This window comes from Microlunatus capsulatus (assembly GCF_017876495.1).
Lineage (GTDB): Bacteria > Actinomycetota > Actinomycetes > Propionibacteriales > Propionibacteriaceae > Microlunatus > Microlunatus capsulatus.
In genome coordinates, this window is record NZ_JAGIOB010000001.1 from 3,423,359 (window position 1) to 3,443,290 (window position 19,932).

The 19,932-nt window shown below is 75.4% G+C and carries 18 protein-coding genes; 11 read left to right on the forward strand and 7 right to left on the reverse strand.

The window, feature by feature from the left end:
* Nucleotides 1–35 precede the first annotated feature (35 nt).
* The 4 genes from JOF54_RS15840 to JOF54_RS15855 form a co-directional block, all read right to left on the reverse strand.
* Complete coding sequence (locus JOF54_RS15840) at nucleotides 36–1,214, reverse strand: Mrp/NBP35 family ATP-binding protein (RefSeq protein ID WP_210057573.1); 1,179 nt, start codon at nucleotides 1,212–1,214, stop codon at nucleotides 36–38.
* Between the two features lie 24 nt (nucleotides 1,215–1,238).
* Entirely contained in the window at nucleotides 1,239–1,745 is a 507-nt protein-coding gene (locus JOF54_RS15845; RefSeq protein WP_210059619.1) for a DUF1003 domain-containing protein, read from the reverse strand.
* Nucleotides 1,746–1,803: 58 nt separating this feature from the next.
* The gene (locus tag JOF54_RS15850; RefSeq protein ID WP_307804251.1) at nucleotides 1,804–3,102 is read right to left on the reverse strand and encodes a magnesium transporter MgtE N-terminal domain-containing protein; all 1,299 of its coding nucleotides are present in this window, start codon (nucleotides 3,100–3,102) and stop codon (nucleotides 1,804–1,806) included.
* 69 nt (nucleotides 3,103–3,171) lie between these two features.
* Nucleotides 3,172–4,191, reverse strand: a complete 1,020-nt coding sequence (locus JOF54_RS15855; RefSeq protein WP_210057575.1) for a zinc-dependent alcohol dehydrogenase — start codon at nucleotides 4,189–4,191, stop codon at nucleotides 3,172–3,174.
* Between the two features lie 33 nt (nucleotides 4,192–4,224).
* On the opposite strand from JOF54_RS15855, the gene JOF54_RS15860 reads away from it, so the two are divergent.
* From JOF54_RS15860 to JOF54_RS15875, 4 genes are all read left to right on the forward strand, one after another.
* Nucleotides 4,225–5,940: an IlvD/Edd family dehydratase gene (locus JOF54_RS15860; RefSeq protein WP_210057577.1), complete on the forward strand. Its 1,716-nt coding sequence runs from the start codon at nucleotides 4,225–4,227 to the stop codon at nucleotides 5,938–5,940.
* The gene (locus tag JOF54_RS15865) at nucleotides 5,927–6,622 is read left to right on the forward strand and encodes a VOC family protein (RefSeq protein WP_307804253.1); all 696 of its coding nucleotides are present in this window, start codon (nucleotides 5,927–5,929) and stop codon (nucleotides 6,620–6,622) included. Before JOF54_RS15860 ends, JOF54_RS15865 begins: the two co-directional genes overlap by 14 nt.
* A gap of 71 nt (nucleotides 6,623–6,693) precedes the next feature.
* Complete coding sequence (dacB, locus tag JOF54_RS15870) at nucleotides 6,694–8,205, forward strand: D-alanyl-D-alanine carboxypeptidase/D-alanyl-D-alanine endopeptidase (RefSeq protein ID WP_210057579.1); 1,512 nt, start codon at nucleotides 6,694–6,696, stop codon at nucleotides 8,203–8,205.
* A 171-nt stretch (nucleotides 8,206–8,376) separates the two neighbouring features.
* Nucleotides 8,377–8,886, forward strand: a complete 510-nt coding sequence (locus tag JOF54_RS15875) for a YflT domain-containing protein (RefSeq protein WP_210057581.1) — start codon at nucleotides 8,377–8,379, stop codon at nucleotides 8,884–8,886.
* 19 nt (nucleotides 8,887–8,905) lie between these two features.
* On the opposite strand, the gene JOF54_RS15880 is transcribed toward JOF54_RS15875, so the two are convergent.
* A complete protein-coding gene (locus JOF54_RS15880; RefSeq protein WP_210057583.1) occupies nucleotides 8,906–10,126 on the reverse strand; it encodes a S1C family serine protease in 1,221 nt (406 codons plus the stop codon).
* Nucleotides 10,127–10,304: 178 nt separating this feature from the next.
* Between JOF54_RS15880 and JOF54_RS15885 the strand changes: the two genes are divergently transcribed.
* The 3 genes from JOF54_RS15885 to JOF54_RS15895 all read left to right on the forward strand — a co-directional run bounded on the left by JOF54_RS15885 (nucleotide 10,305) and on the right by JOF54_RS15895 (nucleotide 12,921).
* Complete coding sequence (locus JOF54_RS15885) at nucleotides 10,305–10,712, forward strand: RidA family protein (protein WP_307804254.1); 408 nt, start codon at nucleotides 10,305–10,307, stop codon at nucleotides 10,710–10,712.
* Nucleotides 10,713–10,867: 155 nt separating this feature from the next.
* Nucleotides 10,868–11,920 (forward strand): aldo/keto reductase, encoded by a 1,053-nt coding sequence (locus tag JOF54_RS15890; RefSeq protein WP_210057585.1) that lies wholly within the window; start codon nucleotides 10,868–10,870, stop codon nucleotides 11,918–11,920.
* Nucleotides 11,920–12,921 carry a Rossmann-fold NAD(P)-binding domain-containing protein gene (locus JOF54_RS15895; RefSeq protein ID WP_210057587.1) on the forward strand — a complete coding sequence of 334 codons (1,002 nt, stop codon included), beginning with the start codon at nucleotides 11,920–11,922 and terminating at the stop codon, nucleotides 12,919–12,921. Before JOF54_RS15890 ends, JOF54_RS15895 begins: the two co-directional genes overlap by 1 nt.
* A gap of 22 nt (nucleotides 12,922–12,943) precedes the next feature.
* On the opposite strand, the gene JOF54_RS15900 is transcribed toward JOF54_RS15895, so the two are convergent.
* Nucleotides 12,944–14,434 (reverse strand): aminopeptidase P family protein, encoded by a 1,491-nt coding sequence (locus tag JOF54_RS15900; protein WP_210057589.1) that lies wholly within the window; start codon nucleotides 14,432–14,434, stop codon nucleotides 12,944–12,946.
* A gap of 74 nt (nucleotides 14,435–14,508) precedes the next feature.
* Between JOF54_RS15900 and JOF54_RS15905 the strand changes: the two genes are divergently transcribed.
* Together JOF54_RS15905 and JOF54_RS15910 are read left to right on the forward strand one after the other, a co-directional pair.
* A complete protein-coding gene (locus JOF54_RS15905; RefSeq protein ID WP_210057591.1) occupies nucleotides 14,509–15,399 on the forward strand; it encodes an acyltransferase domain-containing protein in 891 nt (296 codons plus the stop codon).
* Nucleotides 15,396–15,971 carry a histidine phosphatase family protein gene (locus tag JOF54_RS15910; protein WP_210057593.1) on the forward strand — a complete coding sequence of 192 codons (576 nt, stop codon included), beginning with the start codon at nucleotides 15,396–15,398 and terminating at the stop codon, nucleotides 15,969–15,971. Before JOF54_RS15905 ends, JOF54_RS15910 begins: the two co-directional genes overlap by 4 nt.
* 53 nt (nucleotides 15,972–16,024) lie before the next feature.
* Here JOF54_RS15910 and JOF54_RS15915 read toward each other — a convergent pair whose 3' ends face one another.
* Complete coding sequence (locus JOF54_RS15915) at nucleotides 16,025–17,287, reverse strand: multidrug effflux MFS transporter (RefSeq protein ID WP_210057595.1); 1,263 nt, start codon at nucleotides 17,285–17,287, stop codon at nucleotides 16,025–16,027.
* Nucleotides 17,288–17,395: 108 nt separating this feature from the next.
* On the opposite strand from JOF54_RS15915, the gene JOF54_RS21990 reads away from it, so the two are divergent.
* Both JOF54_RS21990 and JOF54_RS15925 read left to right on the forward strand, forming a co-directional pair.
* Nucleotides 17,396–18,277, forward strand: a complete 882-nt coding sequence (locus tag JOF54_RS21990; protein ID WP_210057597.1) for a zinc ribbon domain-containing protein — start codon at nucleotides 17,396–17,398, stop codon at nucleotides 18,275–18,277.
* 131 nt (nucleotides 18,278–18,408) lie between these two features.
* On the forward strand, nucleotides 18,409–19,839 hold the full coding sequence (locus JOF54_RS15925; RefSeq protein ID WP_210057598.1) for an RNB domain-containing ribonuclease: 1,431 nt from the start codon (nucleotides 18,409–18,411) through the stop codon (nucleotides 19,837–19,839).
* Nucleotides 19,840–19,932: the final 93 nt, after the last annotated feature.

Here is a 19,932-nt window from a genome sequence, read left to right on the forward strand (position 1 = left end):
CCGCCGGGCGGAGGCCCGGTGACCCGGGAGCGGGCTCAGCGCCCGGCGGGCGCCAGTCCCAGCTGACGGCCGAGCAGCCCGCGACCGCGGCGGTCCAGGCCGTCCGCCAGGGCGGCCAGCGCCTGGGCCGACGGCTGGGCAGGAGCGCTGGTGACGACCGGGGCGCCCTCGTCCCCGCCCGCCCGCAGCTGCGGGTCGAGGGGGACCCGGGCCAGCAGCGGGACGTCGTAGCCGAGCCGGGTGGTGAGCCCGTCGGCGGTGTCCTGGCCGCCGCCGCTGCCGAAGACCTCATGCCGCTGCTCCTCCCCGCAGTGCGGGCAGGTGACGGCGAGGTAGGACATGTTCTCCACCACGCCGATGACGCGCTGGTTCATCATCGAGGCCATCGTGCCGGCGCGCTCGGCCACCTCGGCCGCAGCGGCCTGCGGCGTCGTCACCACGAGCACCTCGGCGTTGGGCAGCTTCTGGCCCAGCGAGATGGCCACGTCACCGGTGCCGGGCGGCAGGTCCAGCAGCAGGTAGTCCAGGTCGCCCCAGTAGACGTCGGCGAGCATCTGGGTCAGCGCGCGGTCGAGGATCGGCCCGCGCCAGGCGATCACCTGGTCGCGACGCGGCTTGAGCATGCCGATCGACATCACCTTGAGCCCGTTGCTGGGCACCGGCAGGATCATGTCCTCGACCGAGGTGGGGCGCGCGTCGGCGATGCCGAGCATGGCCGGCACCGAGTGGCCGTAGATGTCGGCGTCCAGCAGGCCGACCTTGCGCCCGGCCGCGGCCAGGGCCAGCGCCAGGTTGACGGTGACCGAGGACTTGCCGACGCCGCCCTTGCCCGAGGCGACGGCGATCACCTTGGTCAGCGAGCCCGGCTGGGCGAAGGGGATGTCGCGGTCGGTCTGGCCGCCCTTGAGCTGCTCGCGGAGCGCGACGCGCTGCTCGTCGCTCATCACGCCGAGGTCGACCCGGACGCCGGTGACGCCCTCGACGGCCGAGACCGCGGCGGTCACCTCGCGGCGCAGGGTGTCCTTCATCGGGCAGCCGGACACCGTGAGCAGCACCTCGACGCGGACCTGCCCGGTGGCGTCGACCTCGACGGCGGCGACCATCCCGAGCTCGGTGATCGGCTTCTTGATCTCGGGGTCGTCGACGCGGGTCAGGGCCTCGCGGACGGGGGGCAGCAGGGGGTGGTCGAGGACAGGCGTCGGGGCGTCGAGCATGCCCCCCAGCCTAGGCGAGCCTCCTCAGCGCTCCCGCCGGTCCGCACCGCTGGGACTGCTGAGCCGGCCGGCGGTGCCGTCGCGCCCGTCGCGGCTGTCGTCGGCGGCCGCGTCCAGCTCGGCGAGCATGGTCCGCAGCTCCGAGCGCAGCTCGGAGCGGACGTAGTCGCGCGTCGCCAGCTCGCCGACGGAGTTGCGCAGGCTGGCGATCTCCCGGGCCAGGAAGTCCATGTCGGCCCGGCTCTGCGCCGCCTGCTCCCGGTCGGCGTCCAGGCCCACCCGGTCGCGAGCCTCCTGCCGGTTCTGGGCCAGCAGGATCAGCGGCGCGGCGTAGGAGGCCTGCAGCGACAGCACGAGGGTCAAGAAGATGAAGGGGTAGTCGTCGAAGCGCGGCCGGTCGGGGCCGGCCGGGATGTTCCACAGCACCCAGACGATGACGATCACCGACATCCAGGCCAGGAACCGGGCGGTGCCCATGAAGCGGGCGAACCCCTCGGCGAACTGGCCGAAGGTGTCCCGGTCCAGGTTCATCTTGGGCAGCTCCAGGCGGCGCCGCGCGCCCGGGGTGTTGAGCCGCTGCGAGGCGCGGTCAGCCCTGGCCACGGGTCACCCCTCCGGGGCCGGTGCTCAGCGTGGACTGCGAGTCCAGCTGGGTGCCGCGCCAGTCCTGCGGCAGCACGTGGTCGAGCACGTCGTCGACCGTGACCGCGCCGATCAGCCGGTGCTCGGCGTCGATCACCGGGGCGTTGACGAGGTTGTAGGTCGCGAAGTAGCGGCTGACGGCGTGCAGGTTGGCGCCGGCCGTCAGCGGCTCCAGGTCGCTGTCCACCAGGGCCGAGACCAGGGTCGAGGGAGGTTCCCGCAGCAGCCGCTGGAAGTGCACCGGGCCGACGAAGCGGCCGGTGGGGGTCTCCAGCGGGGAGCGGCAGACGTAGACCATGCAGGCCAGGGCGGGGGTGAGCTCGGCGTCGCGGACCCGGGCCAGTGCCTCGGCGACCGTGGCGTCCGGCGGCAGCACGACGGGGTCGGGCGTCATCATCCCGCCGGCGGTGAACTCGGCGTAGTTGAGCAGCCGGCGGACGTCCTTGGCGTCCTCGGGCTCCATCCGCGCGAGCAGCACCTCGGCCAGCTCGGGGGCCAGCTCGGCGATGAGGTCCGCGGCGTCGTCGCGGTCCATCTCCTCCAGCACGTCGGCGGCCCGGTCGGTGTCCAGCTCGGTGATCAGCGCCACCTGCTCGTCCTCGGGCAGCTCCTCGAGGGCGTCGGCCAGCCGGCTGTCGTCGAGCGCGGAGGCGATCTCGGTGCGCCGCTCGGGGGACATGTCGTGCAGCTCGCGGGCCACGTCGGCCGGCTTCATGTCCTCCATCTGCGCGATCAGCTGCTCCGTGCCCTGGGCGTGCTCCACCCGCAGCATCTCGACCTCGGACCAGTCGACGATCGCCGTGTGCCCGCGGCGGGCGAAGCGGGAGGCCTTGACGACCTCGCGCAGGGCGACCTCCGACAGCACCCAGTCGTGGCTGCGCGCGGGCCGCATGGCGACGTCGAAGATGACGGCGGGGCCGGGCTGGTCGAGACGGCTGACGGTGAGGTCGAAGAGGTCGTCGATGACGAGCATCTCCGACTCCCGGCGCTCGAACCGGCGGGTGTTGACCGGGCCGGTGATGACCACCTGGACGGCGTCCACCCGGGTGATCCAGGCCATCGGCACGAAGATCCGGTGCTTGGCGAAGGACTCGACGACCAGCCCCTTCACCCGCGGTGCGCGGCCGGCGGCGCGGCGCTGGATGACGACGTCGCGCACCTTCCCGACCTGGTCGCCGCCGCCGTCGAGCACCGGCAGACCCCGGATGCGGGAGATGAAGACCGAGGTCGCGCTGGAGGGTGCCACGGGTCGATTATCAACCCGCGGCGCGTCCCCGCCGGCCGTGACCGGGCCCGCGCGGCGACCGGTGCGGGCTCAGGGCCGCCGGTGCGGGTCGACGTGCACCTTGGGACCCGGCCCGGCCCCGGCCGGCCGCTCGCCGGCCAGCACCGCGGCCACGCCGTCCAGGCCCACCACCGCCGCCACCAGCGGGTCGGGCACCACCTCACCGGCGGTGTACCAGGCGATGGCCCCCTCGAGCCCGGAGGAGGCGCCGAGCAGGGCGCTCACCTGCAGGTCCTTGTAGACCAGGGCGCGGGTGTCGAGCGCGCTGGGCGTGGCCGACAGCCCGATGAGGACGACGCGCCCGGCGGGCTCGGCCAGCCGGACCGCCGCGGCGGGGCTGCCCGCGCCCGTGCTGGCGTCGACGACGGCCGCGAAGGCGGAGTCCTCGGTGAGGTCGTCGGGGTCGACGCCCTCGGCCCCGAACCGGGCGGCCAGCGCCAGCGCCTCGGGACGGGGGTCGGCCACCACGACGCGGGCGCCGTGCACGACGGCGAAGGCGGCGGTGAGCAGGCCGATCGTCCCGGCCCCCAGGACGAGGACGCGCTCGCCGCCCTGCAGCGCCGCCGCGCGCACGGCCCGCAGGGCGTTGCCGCCGGGCTCCACCAGCGCGCCCGCCGCCGGGCTCAGCTGCTCGGGGATGGCGTGCAGGGCCGAGGCGGGCAGGGCCAGCCGCTCGGCCAGCGCCCCCGGCTGGTCGCCGCGGACGCCGATCTCGGTCCGGTCGGCGCAGACGTGGTGGCGCCCGGACCGGCAGCGGGCGCAGCGCCCGCAGCCCAGCATGGTGTCGCCGACGACGCGGCGGCCGAGCCACGCGCGGTCGACGCCGGCGCCCAGCGCGCGCACGCGGCCGCACCACTCGTGGCCGGGCCGGATCGGGTAGCGGGTGGCGCCCTCGGCGATGTAGCCCAGGCTGCCGTGGAACAGCTCGACGTCGGTGCCGCAGACGCCGGCCCGCTCCACCTCGACGACGACCTCGCCGCCGTGCGCGCGGGGGCCGGGCACCTCGCCCACCTCGGCCCGGCCGGGGGCGGTCATCAGCAGGGCCCGCATGCGCAGATCCTAGGGCCGAACTAGGGTGCCAGGATGCGCAGCGACGCCTGGTACGCCGAGTCGGGCGGGAACGTCCGCGACGCCTACATCCACCGGGCCTGGATGCGCCGCGGCACGCCCGCCGACTCCTTCGACGGCCGCCCGCACATCGCCATCGCCAACACCGCCTCCGACCTCACGCCCTGCAACGCGCACCTCGACGAGGTGGCCACCGCCGTCAAGGCCGGGGTGTGGGCCGCCGGCGGGGTGCCGCACAACCTGCCGGTGATGTCGCTGGGGGAGACGCTGGTCCGCCCGACGGCCATGCTCTGGCGCAACCTCGCGGCGATGGCCATCGAGGAGATGCTGCGCGCCAACCCCGTCGACGGCGTCGTGCTGCTCGGCGGCTGCGACAAGACCATCCCGGCCCTGCTGATGGCCGCCGCCTCGGTGGACCTGCCCGCCGTCGTCGTCCCCGGCGGGCCGATGCTCACCGGGACGTTCCGCGGCCAGCCGCTGGGCTGCGGCACCGACGTCTGGCGGCTGTCGGAGGAGGTCCGGGCGGGCACCCTGAGCGCCCAGGAGTTCACGGCGTCGGAGTCGTCGATGATCCGCAGCAAGGGCCACTGCAACACCATGGGCACAGCCTCGACGATGGCCTGCCTGGCCGAGGCGCTGGGCATGACGCTGCCCGGGTTCGCCGGCACCCCGGCCGCCGACGCGCGACTGCTCGCGCTGTCCCACGAGACGGGCCGGCTGGCCGTCGACCTCGTCCACCGCGACCACCGGCCCAGCGCCGTGCTCACCGCCGAGGCCTTCCACAACGCGGTCGTCACCCTGGCCGCCGTCGGCGGCTCCACCAACGGCGTCGTCCACCTGCTGGCCCTGGCCGGACGGCTGGGCGTGCCGCTGGACCTCGACGACTTCGACCGGATCGGCCACGAGGTCCCGCTCCTGGTCGACCTGCAGCCGTCGGGCCGGCACCTGATGGACGACTTCTACCGGGCCGGCGGTCTGCGGGCCGCGCTCGCGGAGGTCGCCGACCTGATGGCGCCCGGGGCGGTCACGGTGACGGGGGAGCGGTTCGTCGACACCCTGGCCGACCAGCCGGTGTGGGACCCCGACGTCATCGCGCCGCGGGACGCGCCGGTCGTCGCGGCCGCCGGGATCGCGGTGCTGCGCGGCAACCTCGCGCCCGACGGGGCGATCATCAAGCCCGCCGCCGCTTCGCCCGGGCTGCTGGTGCACCGTGGTCCGGCGCTGGTCTTCGACAGCATCGAGGACGCCCACGCGCGGCTGGAGGACCCCGAGCTGGACGTCACCCCGGACACGGTGCTGGTGCTGCGCGGCTGCGGCCCGCGCGGCTACCCGGGGATGCCCGAGGTCGGCAACCTGCCCATCCCGCGGCGGCTGGTGGAGCTGGGCGTGCGCGACATGGTGCGGATCAGCGACGCCCGGATGAGCGGGACGGCCTACGGGACCGTCGTGCTGCACGTCGCCCCGGAGTCGGCCGCCGGCGGGCCGCTGTCCCGGCTGCGGACCGGTGACGTCGTCGCCCTCGACGTGCCCGGCCGCACCCTCGACGCGGAGGTGGACCCCGAGGTCTGGGCCGCGCGGGAGCCGTCGCCCGCGTCGACCGCCGCCCACGCGCGCCCGGTCCGGGGCTGGGAGCGCCTCTACGTCGACCACGTGCTGCAGGCTGACCGCGGGGCCGACCTCGACTTCCTCGTCGGCCGGAGCGGATCGGAGGTGAGCCGTGAGTCGCACTGATGTGCCGTCGGGACGGCTGCGCTACAAGGACCTGTGCGTCGACGCGGTCGACGCCGAGCGGATGAGCCGGTTCTGGGCCAGCGCCCTGGGCCTGGCCGCCGAGCGGCGCGGCGACAACGCGCTGCTGGTCGACGACGTGCCCGAGCACACGCTCTGGGTGAACCGGGTGCCCGAGCCGGTGACGGTGAAGCAGCGGGTGCACCTGGACCTGCACGCCCGGGCGGTCGACGACCTCGTCGGGCTGGGCGCCCGGGTGCTGGACGGCGACAGCTTCCCCTGGACGTTGATGGCCGACCCGGAGGGCGGGGAGCTGTGCGCCTTCGTCCGCGAGCCCGACCGGCTGCCGCGCTACCGGCTCTACGAGCTGGCCGTCGACAGCCCGGACGCCGAGCGCAGCGCCCGCTGGTGGGCCGGGCTGTTCGGCGTCGGCGTCGAGCACCCGAGCGACGGCGGTGACTTCTGCTGGCTCGAGGGGGTGCCCGGGATGCCGTGGGAGATGGTGTTCCAGGACGTGCCCGAGCCCAAGACGGTGAAGAACCGGATCCACTGGGACGTCTGGGGCCGGACCGAGGACGCGCTGGCGGCCGGCGCGACGCTGCTGCGGGCGGCCGACGACGACATCCGCTGGGACGTGCTGGCCGACCCCGACGGCAACGAGTTCTGCGTCTTCGACGTCCGCTGATCCCGGGGCCCGCCCGCCGGTCGTCGACCGGGTTAGGGTGAGCGCGCTCGGGGCCGACCACAGGAGCACCCGTGCGCCCCAGCAGCCCGTCCACCCCCCGCCCTCGACCTCCGGCCCGGGCCCTCGCGGCGCTCGTGGCCGCGAGCGCCGGTCTCGCCCTGGCCGCCGGCACGGCGGTCCCGGCCGCCGCCGCCCCGGCCGACCCCGGTCTGGCGAGGAAGCTGGCCTCGGTGATGGCCGACTCCCGCGTGCAGCGCGCCGACAGCGCGACCGTGGTGCTCGACGCCGGCAGCGGTGCCACCCTCTACGACCGCGGCGGCGGCCGGGCGCTGGTGCCCGCGTCCAACACCAAGTCGCTGACGGCGGCTGCGGCGATGGACGTGCTGGGTCCGTCCTACCGGTTCAAGACGGAGGTGTTCCGCCGCGGGACGGTCGTCCGCGGGGCCGTCCAGGGCCGGCTCTACCTCAAGGGCTACGGCGACCCGACCACGCGGGAGTCCGACTACCGCTCCCTGGCGCGCCAGGTGCGCGCGGCCGGGATCACCCGGGTGACCGGTCGGCTGGCCGTCGACGCCAGCTACTTCGACACCCAGCGCTACAACCCCGGGTGGTCGACGGGCTACGCCGACGACTACTACGCGGCCGAGATCTCGGCCCTGACGGTCGCCCCGAACGCCGACCTCGACTCCGGCACCGTGCTGGTCCACTACGCCCCGGGCGAGCGCGGCGCCGGGGCGAAGATCACGACGACGCCCGCCGCGGCCGCCCGGCACCTGAGGATCGTCAACCGGACCACCACGGGTCCGTCGTCCAGCTCCAGCACCGTCGCGGTGCGGCGCAGCCACGGCTCGGGGACGATCACGGTGTCCGGCCGGGTGCCGCTGGGCCGCGCCCGGGCCAGCACCCTCGTCACGGTGCACCGGCCCGACCTCTACGCCGCCGCCGTCTTCCGGGCCGAGCTGGCGAAGGCCGGGGTGGTCGTCGAGGGCGGCACGGTGGTGGTGGCCACGCCGGCCAGCCAGCGGACCCGGCTGGCCCGCGACACCTCGATGCCGCTGGCGGAGCTGCTGGTGCCGTTCCTCAAGCTGAGCAACAACATGCACGCCGAGGCCCTGACCAAGGCGATGGGCGCCCGGTCCGGGAAGCCCGGCAGCTGGTCGACCGGGCTCGCGGCGACGAGGCGCTACCTGAAGGGCCTCGGGGTGCCGATGGGCGGGGTCTCCCTCACCGACGGCTCGGGCCTGACCCGGCGCAACACCGTCACCGCCCGGGCGCTCGCCCGCACCCTCCTGGAGGTGCGCCGCGAGCCCTGGTTCGCCGCCTTCGACCGGGCGCTGCCGGTGGCCGGGGACAGCCGCCGGATGGTGGGCGGCACGCTCCGCTCGCGGATGACCGGCACCCGCGCCGCCGGCAACGCGCACGCCAAGACCGGGACCCTGACCGGGGTCACCGCCCTCAGCGGCTACGTCACCGGGCGCGACGGGCGGCGCTACGTCTTCGCGATGATCAGCAACCACGCGGGCACCTCGCCCCGGCCGGTCGAGGACCGGCTGGTGACGACGCTCGCCGGCTGGCGCCGCTGAGCCCGGCGGCCCGGCGGTCCATGGCCGCTCGTCCAGCCGGGCCGCCCGGCCCGTCCTCCCGCCGGGCGGTCCTGCAGCGGGGGGCCGGGACGGGACCGCTAGATTTGGGGGTGCAGCCGCAGCGACCCCGAGGGGGGCGCCCCCTCAGTCCCGGAAGATCCTGGTGAGCCCATGAGCATCCCGCAGTCCCGCACCATCGGCTCGATCTTCGAGCTCCAGTTCCCGCAGTCGGTCGGCATCTACTCCAGCTACGCCGACGCCCAGAAGGCGGTGGACTACCTGGCCGACGAGAAGTTCGAGGTGCAGAACCTCGCCATCGTCGGCACCGACCTCAAGTCCGTCGAGCGCGTCCTGGGCCGCCGCACCTGGAGCACCGTGCTGCTGGGCGGGGTCCAGTCCGGCGTCTCCACCGGTCTGCTGGTCGCCCTCGTGCTGCTGATCTTCGTGCCGGGGGTGCAGAGCTTCCTCTTGCTGCTGCTGTCCTCGCTGGCCATCGGCATCGTGCTGGGCATGGGCTTCGCCGCGATCGGCTACGGCATGTCCCGCGGACGCCGCGACTTCACCTCGGTCACCCAGACCGTGGCCACCAAGTACGAGGTGCTCTGCGAGCACAAGGTCGCCGCCCGCGCGCGCGAGATGCTGCAGCAGCAGCCCGGCGCCCGCGCCGCCGCGTTCGAGTAGCCGGGGGCCGGGTCCGACGTCAGCAGGACGTCGGACCAGCTCCCGCGTCCGCGTCGTCGATGAGCCACGCGCCCCCGACGAGCCTCATCCGGTAGCGCATCGACCAGTCCGAGCAGGTCTGGCCGCGGAAGCCGTCCGCGGCGTCCTGCCGCGTGCGGAGGTCGACGCGGGCGTCGGCGGTGCGGCCGTCCCGGTCCACGCGGCGCACCACCAGCTGCGTCCAGTACGAGGACGAGAGCCCGTCGGACCACCCCTCCACCCCGTCGAAGCGGGCCTGCAGCCGCGGGGTGAAGAGCGACCACGCCGCGTCGTAGAAGCCCTGGTTGATGCTGTCGCCGTGCAGGTACAGGGCGAGCGCGATGTCGTCCGCGTCGTCGGCCTCGGAGTCGACCCCCACGTCGAGATCGAAGTCCGCCGCCACGGGGGCGTCGTCGTCGGCCGAGCACGCGGTCGTCCTGGTACCCCGCTCGTCGGACCACTCCTCGACGCGGTCGTGGACCACGTCGGAGGGCACGAGGAAGTTGTTCCCCTGCGCCGGGACCGGCTCGTTCGGGTCACCGCTCCAGTTGCTGTTCCCCGAGACGAGCCCCACGACCACGCCCTCGCGGTCGACGGCCGGGCCCCCGCTGTTGCCGCCGTTGACGGCGGCGTCGGTCGTGACGACGTGGTCGACGGTGAACCCGTCCTCGCCCTCGTACCGCACGCGGGTGTCCCCGCTGCTCACCGCTCCGCGGCTGAGCCGGACGTCGTCGACGCCGAAGGGGTAGCCCAGCACGCCCACGTCGACGCCCAGGTCGGGTCGGGCCGCCGCGACGGTGAACCGGTGCCCCGCGAGGGGACGGCGGAGCCGGAGCAGGGCCGTGTCAGCGCTGAGGTCCAGGTCCACGACCTCGCCGCGCACCACGCCGGCCTCGGAGGTGACGGAGACCGAGGAGGCCCCGCGGGCCACGTGCGCGGCGGTGACGACCAGGTCGTCGTCGACGAGGAACCCCGACCCGGTCCAGCTCCCGTCACAGCCGACGACCTGCAGCCGGACGACGCCGCTGCGCACCTCGGCCGCGACGGCCGACCAGTCCCGGGCGGTGGCCGTCGACGGAGCCGACGGCGAGGGCGGCGCGGAGGCCGCGGCCGGCGTGCCCAGGGCCGGCGGCGGCGGGGACGCGCTGCTCCCGCCGGGGGCGACCACGTTGATCGTGCAGCCGCTGACGGCGACCACCGCCAGGGCGGTGGCCGTGACCACCGCGGTTCTCGGCACCCGCACAGGACCTCCCCGGGAACGGCTGGGACGGCACCGGTCGTGCGGTGCCGCAGCCGAACCTAGACCGCCTCGGGACGATCCGCAGCCCGACCCGGACATCTCGCGGCCGACGGGCGGGCCCGGGTGGACGGATCGACCTGTGACGGAGCACGGTGTCCCCGTGAGCACGCGTCGTCGAGTGTCCTCGGGCGGGCCGTGGGAGGACGCGGTCGGCTACTCGCGCGCCGTCCGGGTGGGCGACCTCGTCGTCGTCGCCGGGACGACGGCGGCCGCCGAGGGCGGGGGAGCGGTGGGCGGGGACGACCCGGCCGCCCAGACCCGGGAGGCGCTGCGCCGCGTCGCCGCCGCCCTGGAGCAGCTCGGCGCCTCGCTGGCCGACGTCGTCCGGACCCGGATGTACGTCACCGACATCAGCCGCTGGGCCGAGGTCGGCCGCGTGCACGGCGAGGTCTTCGCCGACGTCCGACCGGCCGCCACGATGGTCGAGGTGTCCCGGCTGATCGACCCGGCCCTGCTCGTCGAGGTCGAGGTGGACGCCGTCGTCCCTCCCGCCGCCCCGCCGGCCTGAGCCGGCCGGCTGGCCGCGACGAACCGCTGAGAGGTCGCAGCCGTCGAACCGCTCCCCGGGCGACCCGTCAGCGGTTCCCGGGTCTCGCCGGGGGCGGCGCAGCCTGGGCCCGGCGTGACCTGGTCTGGTTGGGGAGCCGGTGGCACGATCGCCACGTGCCCCTGACCTCCCTGCGGACCCTCGGCCGCTCCGGCCTGCCCGTCAGCCCCCTCACCTTCGGCGCGATGACCCTGGGCAACGACGCCTGGGGCTCCGACGACGACGCCTCGGCCCGGATCCTGCACGCCTACCTCGACGCCGGGGGCAACGCGGTCGACACCGCCGACGTCTACGCCGGCGGCCGCAGCGAGGAGCTGCTGGGCCGGCTGCTTGCCGAGCGGGGCCTCCGCGACCGCGTGGTGCTGGCCACCAAGTACGGGTTCCGCTCCGACGGCTCCAACCCGCTGGCGGGCGGCTCGGGCCGTAAGAACCTGGTCCGCGCGGTCGAGGGGTCGCTGCGCCGGCTGGGCACCGACTACGTCGACCTGTACTGGCTGCACGTCTGGGACGGGGTGACGCCGGCCGAGGAGGTGCTGCAGGCCTTCGCCGACCTCGTCCGGGCGGGCACCATCCGCTACTACGGCCTCTCCGACTTGCCGGCCTGGTTCGCCACCCGCGTCGCCACGCTGGCCCAGGCCCACGGGCTGCCCGCCCCGGTCGCGCTGCAGGTCGAGTACTCGTTGGTGGAGCGCACCGTCGAGCGCGAGCACGTCCCCGCCGCCCGTGCGCTGGGGATGGGCGTGGTGCCCTGGAGCCCGCTGGCCGGTGGCTTCCTGGCCGGCAAGTACGCCCGCGACGCGCCCCGGCGCCCGGCCGACGGCCGCCTCGGCGGCGCCAACCCGTTCGGCGACTCCAAGTTCACCGACCGCAACTTCGACGTCCTCGACGAGGTGCGGGCGGTCGCCGAGGAGGTCGGCGCCACGCCCGGCCAGGTCGCCCTGGCCTGGCTGACCCGTCGGCCCGGCGTCGGCACGGTGCTGGTCGGTGCGCGCACCGAGGAGCAGCTGGCCGCGAACGTCGCCGCGCTGGAGGTGGGGCTGAGCGCGGAGCAGACCCGCCGGCTGGACGCGGTGAGCGCGCCCGAGCCGGCGTTCCCCTACCCGCTGCTGGAGGACGAGCTGCGCCAGGCCGCCGTCACCGGCGCCCCCGTCGCCGGGTGGGAGGGCTGATGCGGCTCCTCGTGCTGGGCGGCGGCGGGTTCCTCGGCTACCACGCGGTGGCCGAGGCGGTCGCGGCCGGCCACGACGTCACCGTGCTGAGCCGCTCCGGCACGGCGCCGGTGGACGGCGTCGAGGTGCTGACCGGTGACCGGCAGGGCGACCTGTCGGCCCTGCGCGGGCGGGAGTGGGACGGCGTCTTCGACACCTTCAACGACACCGCGCCCGGTGCCCCGGCCATCCGCACCACCGCCCGGCTGCTGTCCGGGGCCGTCGGCGGCTACGCCTACGTCTCGGGGATGAGCGTCTACGCCCCGGGCGGCCCCGCCGTCCCCGACGAGGACGCACCCGTCCGGGAGGACGGCGTCGAGCCCGCCACCGACCGGCTGCAGGAGCGCTCGCTGGCCAAGCTGGCGGGGGAGGCGGCGGTGACCGAGGAGTTCGACGGCGTCGCCCTGTTCCCGCGCGTCGGGATCATGGTGGGCCCGCGCTCCACCCGCTTCACCTACTGGCCGCTGCGGCTGGCGGCGGCCCGCGACGGCCGGCTGCCGCGCCGGGTGCTGGTGCCCGGCGACCCCGCCCGGCCGGTGCAGTTCTCCGACGCCCGCGACATCGCCCGCTGGAGCACCGCGATGCTCGCCGCCGGGCGCGGCGGCACCTTCAACACCGTCGGCCCGGGCCGGTCCGAGAGCCTGGCCGAGGTCCTCGACGCCTGCCTGCTGGCCGTCGGCGCCACGGCCGACGACGTCGAGCTGGTGGTCGTCCCGCACGAGAAGCTGCTCCGCGGCCAGCTGATCGACGTCGACGAGGAGGACCGGCCGCTCTGGTACCCCGAGGACCAGATCTGCCAGGACGCCGTCGACTCCGGCCGCGCTGCGGCGGCCGGGCTGGTCTTCCGGCCGACCGTCGAGACGGCGTCCGCGACCTGGCGCTGGGCCGAGGACGCGGGCTCCACCGAGGCGGCCGACTTCGTCGAGCGCGAGCAGGGGATCCTGCGCGCCTGGCGCCGCTGACCCCGGCGCCGCCGGTCCGGGCTCAGGCCCGGTCGGACCAGACGCCGGCCATCCAGGCCTGCACGTCGTCGGCGGTCCGGGGCAGCGCGGCCGAGAGGTTCTCGTTGCCGTCGGCGGTGATCAGGATGTCGTCCTCGATCCGGACGCCGATGCCGCGCAGCTCCTCGGGCACCAGCTCGTCGTCGCCCTTGAAGTAGAGGCCCGGCTCGACCGTCAGCACCATGCCCGGCTCCAGCGTGCCCTGCCGGTAGCGCTCGTTGCGGGCCTGCGCGCAGTCGTGGACGTCGATGCCCAGGTGGTGCGACGTGCCGTGCACCATCCAGCGGCGGTGCTGCCCGCCGTCCTCGGCGAGGGACTCCTCGGCGGTGACCGGCAGCAGCCCCCAGGCCTCCAGGTGCCGGGCGATGACGGCGACGGAGGCCTTGTGCACGTCGGAGAAGGTCGCGCCCGGCTGCGCCGCCGCGATCCCGGCCTCCTGCGCCTCCAGCACCGCCTCGTAGACGCGGCGCTGGGCGGGGGAGAAGGTGCCCGAGACGGGCAGGGTGCGGGTGACGTCGGCGGTGTAGAGGCTGTCCAGCTCGACGCCCGCGTCCAGCAGCAGCAGGTCCTGGGGTCGCAGGTCGCCGTCGTTGCGGATCCAGTGCAGCGTGCAGGCGTGCTCGCCGGAGGCGGCGATGGTGTCGTAGCCGACGGCGTTGCCGACGTGGCGCGCGTGCAGGCCGAAGACGCCCTCCACCCAGCGCTCGCCGCGGCCCCGGCGGACCGCCTCGGGCAGGTCGGCGACGACGGCGGCGAACCCGTCCGCGGTCTGCCGGCAGGCCTCCCGCATCTGCTCGACCTCGAAGGCGTCCTTGGTCAGCCGCAGCTCGCTGAGCGCCACGACGAGCTCGGTGTCGGCGGCCTCGACCGCCTCGGCGGCCTCAGCGTCGAGGTCGGCCCGGATCTCGGCGAGGACCTCGGCCAGCGCGCCGTCGGCCACCCCGCTGACCACCCGCACGCCGGTGGCGCCGGCGTCCTTGCGGAGCCGGTCGGGCAGCTCCTCGACGGGGGCGCAGGTGATGCCGCAGAGGGCGGCCATCTCCTCCAGGGAGGGCCGCTTGCCCACCCACATCTCGCCGTAGCGGGCGTCGGAGTAGAACTCGGCCGAGTCCCGGGGGGCGCGGGGCTTGAAGTAGAGCGTCGCCTCGTGGCCGTCGTCGGTCGGCTCCAGCACCAGCACGGCGTCGGGCTCGCGGTCGGTGCCCAGGCCGGTCAGGTGCGCGAAGGCCGAGTGCGGCCGGTAGCGGAAGTCGGTGTCGTTGGAGCGCACCTTCAGCCCGCCGGCCGGCACCACCAGGCGCTCACCGGGGAACAAGGCGCTGACGGCCTCGCGACGGGCGCGGGCCGGGCCGGCGGCGGGCAGCGGCTGCGGCAGCACCGGGTCGTGCGGGGTCCAGCCCTGGGCGATGAACTCCTGGAAGGCCGCGGAGAACGGGGTCTGGCGGTTGGGCAGGGCGGGCTGGCGGTCGCTCATGCCGTCATCATCGCACCCGCCCCGGAGCCGGACCGGGTCGCCGGCACCGGGCCGGCGGTCCCTAGGGTGGGCGGATGCAGGACGCGCGCACGGTGCTCGACGACCCCGGACTGGCCGGCCGGCTGACCCTCCTGGGGCTGCGCCCCGAGGACGTCGCCGACGCCCTCGCCAGCGCGGCCGACGTCGGCCGGGACCCGGCGGCAATCGCCGAGGTCGACCGGCTCGCCGACGCCCTGCGCGGGGTCCTCGGGCGCTTCCCGGGCGAGCCGGACCGCGACCCGTTCCCCGGCTACGACGGCGACGCCGACGCCCACGGCGTCGGGGTGCTGGCCCTGTGGGCCGTCGTCGTCACCACGCCCGACCTGCTGGCCTACCACCGCGGGCGCGGGGTCCCCGACGACGTCAGCGCGGACACCGTCCGCGAGGTCGGCCAGCAGGTGCACGTGCACCGGCTCACCTTCGGGGGCTTCGGGGTGCACACCTACGGCTGGCTGGCGCACACCTGGAGCGGCTCGCTCTACTGGCTGGGCCGGCTGCAGTTCAACCTGGAGCTGCTGGAGGAGGGGCGGGTCTGCTCGACCCACATCCCGCGCTCGGGCCCGCTGGACCCCGACGCCGTCGACCGCTCCTTCGCCGCGGCGGCCCGGTTCTTCCCGACCCACTTCCCGGACCGCCCCGTCGAGGACTTCTGGTGCCGCAGCTGGCTGCTCGACCCGGCGCTGGCCGCCGCCCTCGACCCGGCGTCGAACATGGCCCGTTTCCAGGCGCGGTGGCGCCTGTACGGTGAGCCCATGCCCGGGGACGACGACGCGCTGTTCTTCTGCTTCGCCCGCCGCGGGGAGGTGGACCGCAGCGCGCTCCCGCGCGAGACGAGCCTGCAGCGCGCGATCCTCGACCGCTGGGCCGACGGCGGCCACTGGTCGGTCCGGGACGGCCGCCTGCCGCTGGCGGGAGCGCTCCGGTGACCGAGCTGTACGTCGTCCGGCACGGCGAGACCGAGTGGAGCGCCAACGGGCGGCACACCTCCGTCACGGACCTGCCGCTCACCGAGCGCGGCGAGCAGCAGGCGAGGGCGCTGGTGGGTCACCTCGAGCCCCGGGACTTCCAGCTGGTCCTCAGCAGCCCGCGCCGGCGGGCGCGGGACACCGCCGAGCTCGCCGGCTTCACCGGCGCGCACGCACCGCAGCTGGACGAGGACCTCGCGGAGTGGGCCTACGGCGACTACGAGGGCCGGACCAGCGCCGAGATCCACGAGGACGTCCCGGGCTGGACCATCTGGAGCCACCCCACCCCGGGCGGGGAGAGCGCCGACCAGGTGGCGGAGCGGCTGGACCGCGTCGTCCGGCGGGTCCGCGACTCCGGCGTCGAGCGGGCCATCTGCTTCGCCCACGGGCACAGCCTGCGGGCGCTGGCGATGCGCTGGCTCGGCTTCGACCTCACCCTGGGGGTGCACTTCCCGCTCGACACCAGCACCGTGTCGGTGCTGGGCGAGGAGAAGGGTCAGCCCGCGCTCGAGCGCTGGAACGCCCGGCCCTGAGACAGCCGCGCCCCGCCCCGCACTGCGGGACGGGGCGGACCGGGCGGTGCTCCTCAGTCGTAGGAGACGGCGTCCAGGCGGCGGCGGGCCGACAGGAACAGCACCAGCGCCAGCGTGCTCGCGCCGAGGATGACGCCGGCCATCGGCACCGGGGTGCCGTTGGCGAGCGCACCGACCAGCGGGGCGATGGCGCCGCCGATCATGAACTGCGCCGAGCCCAGCAGGGCGGCGGCGCTGCCGGCGGCCTCGCCGTGCCGGTTGAGGGCGATGGCGGGGGCGTTCGGGAAGGCCAGGCCGGCCGCGGAGACCACGAAGAACAGCGGGACCATGAAGCCGATGAAGCCGCCGACGCCCGTCGCGGTGGTGATGACGAGCGCCACCGCTCCCAGCGTCGAGATCGTCACCGAGGCCAGCAGCACCCGCACGGGGCTGTAGCGCTTGACCAGCAGCGGGTTGACCTGGGTCATCACCACCAGGCCGAGGGCGTTGGCGCTGAAGGCCACGCCGAACTCGGCCGGGGAGAGTCCGTAGAGCTCCTGGAGGATGAACGGGGCGCCCGAGATGTAGGCGAACAGCGTGGCGAACATGAGCCCGGAGACGAGCACCATGACGACGAACAGCCGGTCGCCGAAGAGGCCGCGGTAGGCCCGCAGCGAGCCGCGGACGTTGCCGGGCTGGCGGCGGACGACGGGCAGCGTCTCCGGCAGCGCCAGCAGGGCCAGCACGAACAGGCCGACGGCCACGACGGCGAGCACGACGAAGATGCCGCGCCAAGAGGTGAAGGCCAGCAGCGCGCTGCCGATGGAGGGCGCGAGGATCGGCGCGACGCCGACGACGAGCATCAGCCGCGACAGCAGCTGGGCGGCCTTGATGCCGCTGAACAGGTCGCGGACGACGGCCATCGAGACCACGGCGACGGCCGCGCCGGCCAGGCCCTGCAGGGTCCGGGTGACGGCGAGCAGCTCGATGGAGGGTGCCAGGGCGCAGAGCACGGACATCAGCCCGTGCGCGGCGAGCCCGACGAGCAGCGGCTTGCGCCGGCCGACGGCGTCGGACAGCGGGCCGACCAGCAGCTGGCCCAGCCCGAGGCCGAGCAGCAGACCGGTGATCGTGAGCTGGGCCTGGGAGTCGGTCGCGCCCATCTCGGCGCTCAGCGCCGGCAGGGCCGGCAGGTAGGCGTCGATGGTCAGCGGCCCGATGGCGCTGAGGGCGCCCAGCACCAGCACCAGCTGGAGGTAGCGACGGCCCACGTACCGGGTGCCGGGTGAGGCGGCGGTGGTGTCGGTGGTGGTCTGCGGTTCGGCGAGCGAGGTCATGCGGGAGTCCTTCGGTCGAGCTCGGGAGCTCCTCTGACGGCGCACGACGGTGTGACCACGAGAGCGGGACGGCCCCTCCCGCGCAGCGCACGGGCAGGACCTGACGGGGTGAACTCCACCACGTCCGGATTTGTTCCGCGCGCCGGCACCCGGATCCTCGACGTCCTCCCGCCCCGCCGGCCGGCCGGACGTAGGCTGTGCGCCCAGCGGCGCCCGAGCGGGTGCCGCGCACGGAGGGAGCACGCCATCAGAGCCGACCAGGGGGACCAGCAGCGCCTGCTCGACCTGCAGGGGGTCGACACCGCCCTCGCCCAGCTGGCGCACCGTCGCCGCACGCTGCCCGAGCACGCCGAGATCGCCCGGCTGGAGGACGCCCGCCGCCGGCTGGCCTCCGACCTCGTCGGCGCCGACACCGCCGTCTCCGACCTGCAGCGCGAGCAGGACCGCTCCGAGAACGAGCTGGAGCCGGTGCGCGAGCGGCTCACCCGCAACCAGCACCGGATCGCCGACGGCACGGTGGCGGACCCCAAGGCGCTCAGCTCGCTGATCGAGGAGGTCTCCCACCTCGAGCGGCGGATCGTGACCCTCGAGGACGCGGAGCTGGCCGTGATGGAGCAGCTGGAGACCGCGACCGAGGACCGGGAGCGGCTGCGCCGCGAGGCCGCCGAGATCGACGCCCAGCTGGCGACGCTGGAGGCCAAGCGCACGACGCAGCTGCGCGAGCTGGCCGAGCAGGCCGCCGAGCGGCAGCGCGTCCGCGACGAGATCGCCGGCGTGATCCCGCCGGCCCTGCTGACGCTCTACGACAAGATCGGCGCCAGCCACTCCGGCGTGGGCGCCGCCGAGCTCCGCCGCCGCCGCTGCACCGGTTGCCAGCTCGACATCAACGCCGCCGACCTGCGGGGCTTCACCGCCGCCCCGGCCGACGAGGTGCTGCGCTGCGAGGAGTGCGGCCGCATCCTCGTCCGGACGTCCGAGTCCGGCCTCTGACGCTCCCCGGGACCACCGTGGCCCGACCCCGTCGACCACCGCGGCCTCAGCCCTCGACCATCGCGGCCTGAGCCTGTCGAAGGCCCTCCCGAGGGGACCGGTGCGGGGACCGGTCCTTGTAGGGTCGGGCCATGCCTGCCCGCAAGGTCGACCTGCCCGGCGTGCTGCCCCCCGACCTGGCGGCTGGCCTCGCCCGGATCCGGGCCGAGCTGGAGGTCCCGGAGGAGTTCCCGCCCGACGTGCTGGCCGCCGCGGAGGCCTCCGTGGCCGCAGCGTCGCTCCCCGACCTGGACCGCACCGACCTCGAGCTGGTCACCATCGACCCGCCGGGGGCGCGCGACCTCGACCAGGCCCTGCACATCGCCCGGCAGGGTGACGGGTTCGTCGTCTCCTACGCGATCGCCGACGTCGCCGCCTTCGTCACCGCCGGCGACCCGGTCGACCGCGAGGCGCACCGGCGGGGCATGACCTTCTACGCGCCCGACCGGCGCGTCCCCCTGCACCCGCCGGCCCTCAGCGAGGGCGCGGCCAGCCTGCTGCCCGACCAGGTGCGGCCGGCGCTGCTGTGGACGCTGACGCTCGACGCGCACGGCCGGATGACCGACGCCGAGGTGGTGCGGGCCCGCGTCCGCAGCCGGGAGCAGCTGGACTACGGCCAGGCCCAGGCCGAGGTCGACGGCGGCAGCCCGCGCGGCTCCCTCGCCCTGCTGGCCGAGGTGGGGCGCTGGCGAGAGCAGCGCGAGCGCGAGCGCGGCGGGGTGAGCCTGCCGCTGCCCGAGCAGGAGGTCGTCCCCGCTGACGACGGCTGGCGGCTGGAGTTCCGCGCCCCGCTGCCCGTGGAGGGCTGGAACGCCCAGATCTCGCTGCTGACCGGGATGGCGGCGGCGCACCTGATGCTCTACGCCCAGGTCGGGATCGTCCGCAGCATGCCGCCGGCCGACGCCGGCGCGCTGCGCACCCTGCGGGCCACCGCGAAGGCGCTCCGGATCAGCTGGCCGGCCGAGCTCGACTACCCGGAGTTCGTCCGCAGCCTCGACCCGGCCCTGCCGGCCCACGCGGCGATGCTCAACGCCTGCACGATGCTCTTCCGCGGCGCCGGCTACCAGGCCTTCGACGGCGAGGTGCCGCTGGACGCCGAGCACTCCGCGCTGGCCACCGACTACGCCCACTGCACCGCGCCGCTGCGCCGCCTGGTGGACCGTTACGTCGGCGAGGTCTGCCTGGCGCTCTGCGCCGGGACGCCGGTGCCGGCCTGGGTGCGCGAGGCGCTGCCCGCGCTGCCGGCGGAGATGGCCGCGGCGGACCGGCGGGCGAAGAAGTACGAGCGGTCGGTGGTGGACCTCGTCGAGGTGGTGCTGCTGGCCCCGCGGGTCGGCGAGCTCTTCCCCGCCACCGTGGTCGACGTCGACGAGCAGCGACGGCACGGCACCGTCGTCGTGGCCGACCCCGCGGTGGAGGCCCGGGTCCGCGGGGAGGGGTTGCCGCTGGGGCAGGAGATCCAGGTCCGCCTGGTCTCCGCCGACCTCGCGAGCGGCGCCGTCGTCTTCGAGCGCGTCGGCTAGTCCTCCTCACCCGCCGGGTGCGTCACCGGCCCGGGAGAAAGCGCAGCCCCCGTCCAGGAGGACGGGGGCTGCAGGCTGTCCCTCCCCAGGAAC

Excerpts from the sequence above, each read along its gene's own strand:
- JOF54_RS15840 (WP_210057573.1), bottom strand. The coding sequence starts at position 1,214 with ATGCTCGACGCCCCGACGCCTGTCCTCGACCACCCCCTGCTGCCCCCC.
- JOF54_RS15845 (WP_210059619.1), bottom strand. The coding sequence starts at position 1,745 with ATGAACCTGGACCGGGACACCTTCGGCCAGTTCGCCGAGGGGTTCGCC.
- JOF54_RS15855 (WP_210057575.1), bottom strand. The coding sequence starts at position 4,191 with ATGCGGGCCCTGCTGATGACCGCCCCCGGCCGGGCCGAGGTGGGCGAG.
- JOF54_RS15860 (WP_210057577.1), top strand. The coding sequence starts at position 4,225 with ATGCGCAGCGACGCCTGGTACGCCGAGTCGGGCGGGAACGTCCGCGAC.
- JOF54_RS15875 (WP_210057581.1), top strand. The coding sequence starts at position 8,377 with ATGAGCATCCCGCAGTCCCGCACCATCGGCTCGATCTTCGAGCTCCAG.
- JOF54_RS15895 (WP_210057587.1), top strand. The coding sequence starts at position 11,920 with ATGCGGCTCCTCGTGCTGGGCGGCGGCGGGTTCCTCGGCTACCACGCG.
- JOF54_RS15900 (WP_210057589.1), bottom strand. The coding sequence starts at position 14,434 with ATGAGCGACCGCCAGCCCGCCCTGCCCAACCGCCAGACCCCGTTCTCC.
- JOF54_RS15905 (WP_210057591.1), top strand. The coding sequence starts at position 14,509 with ATGCAGGACGCGCGCACGGTGCTCGACGACCCCGGACTGGCCGGCCGG.
- JOF54_RS15915 (WP_210057595.1), bottom strand. The coding sequence starts at position 17,287 with ATGACCTCGCTCGCCGAACCGCAGACCACCACCGACACCACCGCCGCC.
- JOF54_RS15925 (WP_210057598.1), top strand. The coding sequence starts at position 18,409 with ATGCCTGCCCGCAAGGTCGACCTGCCCGGCGTGCTGCCCCCCGACCTG.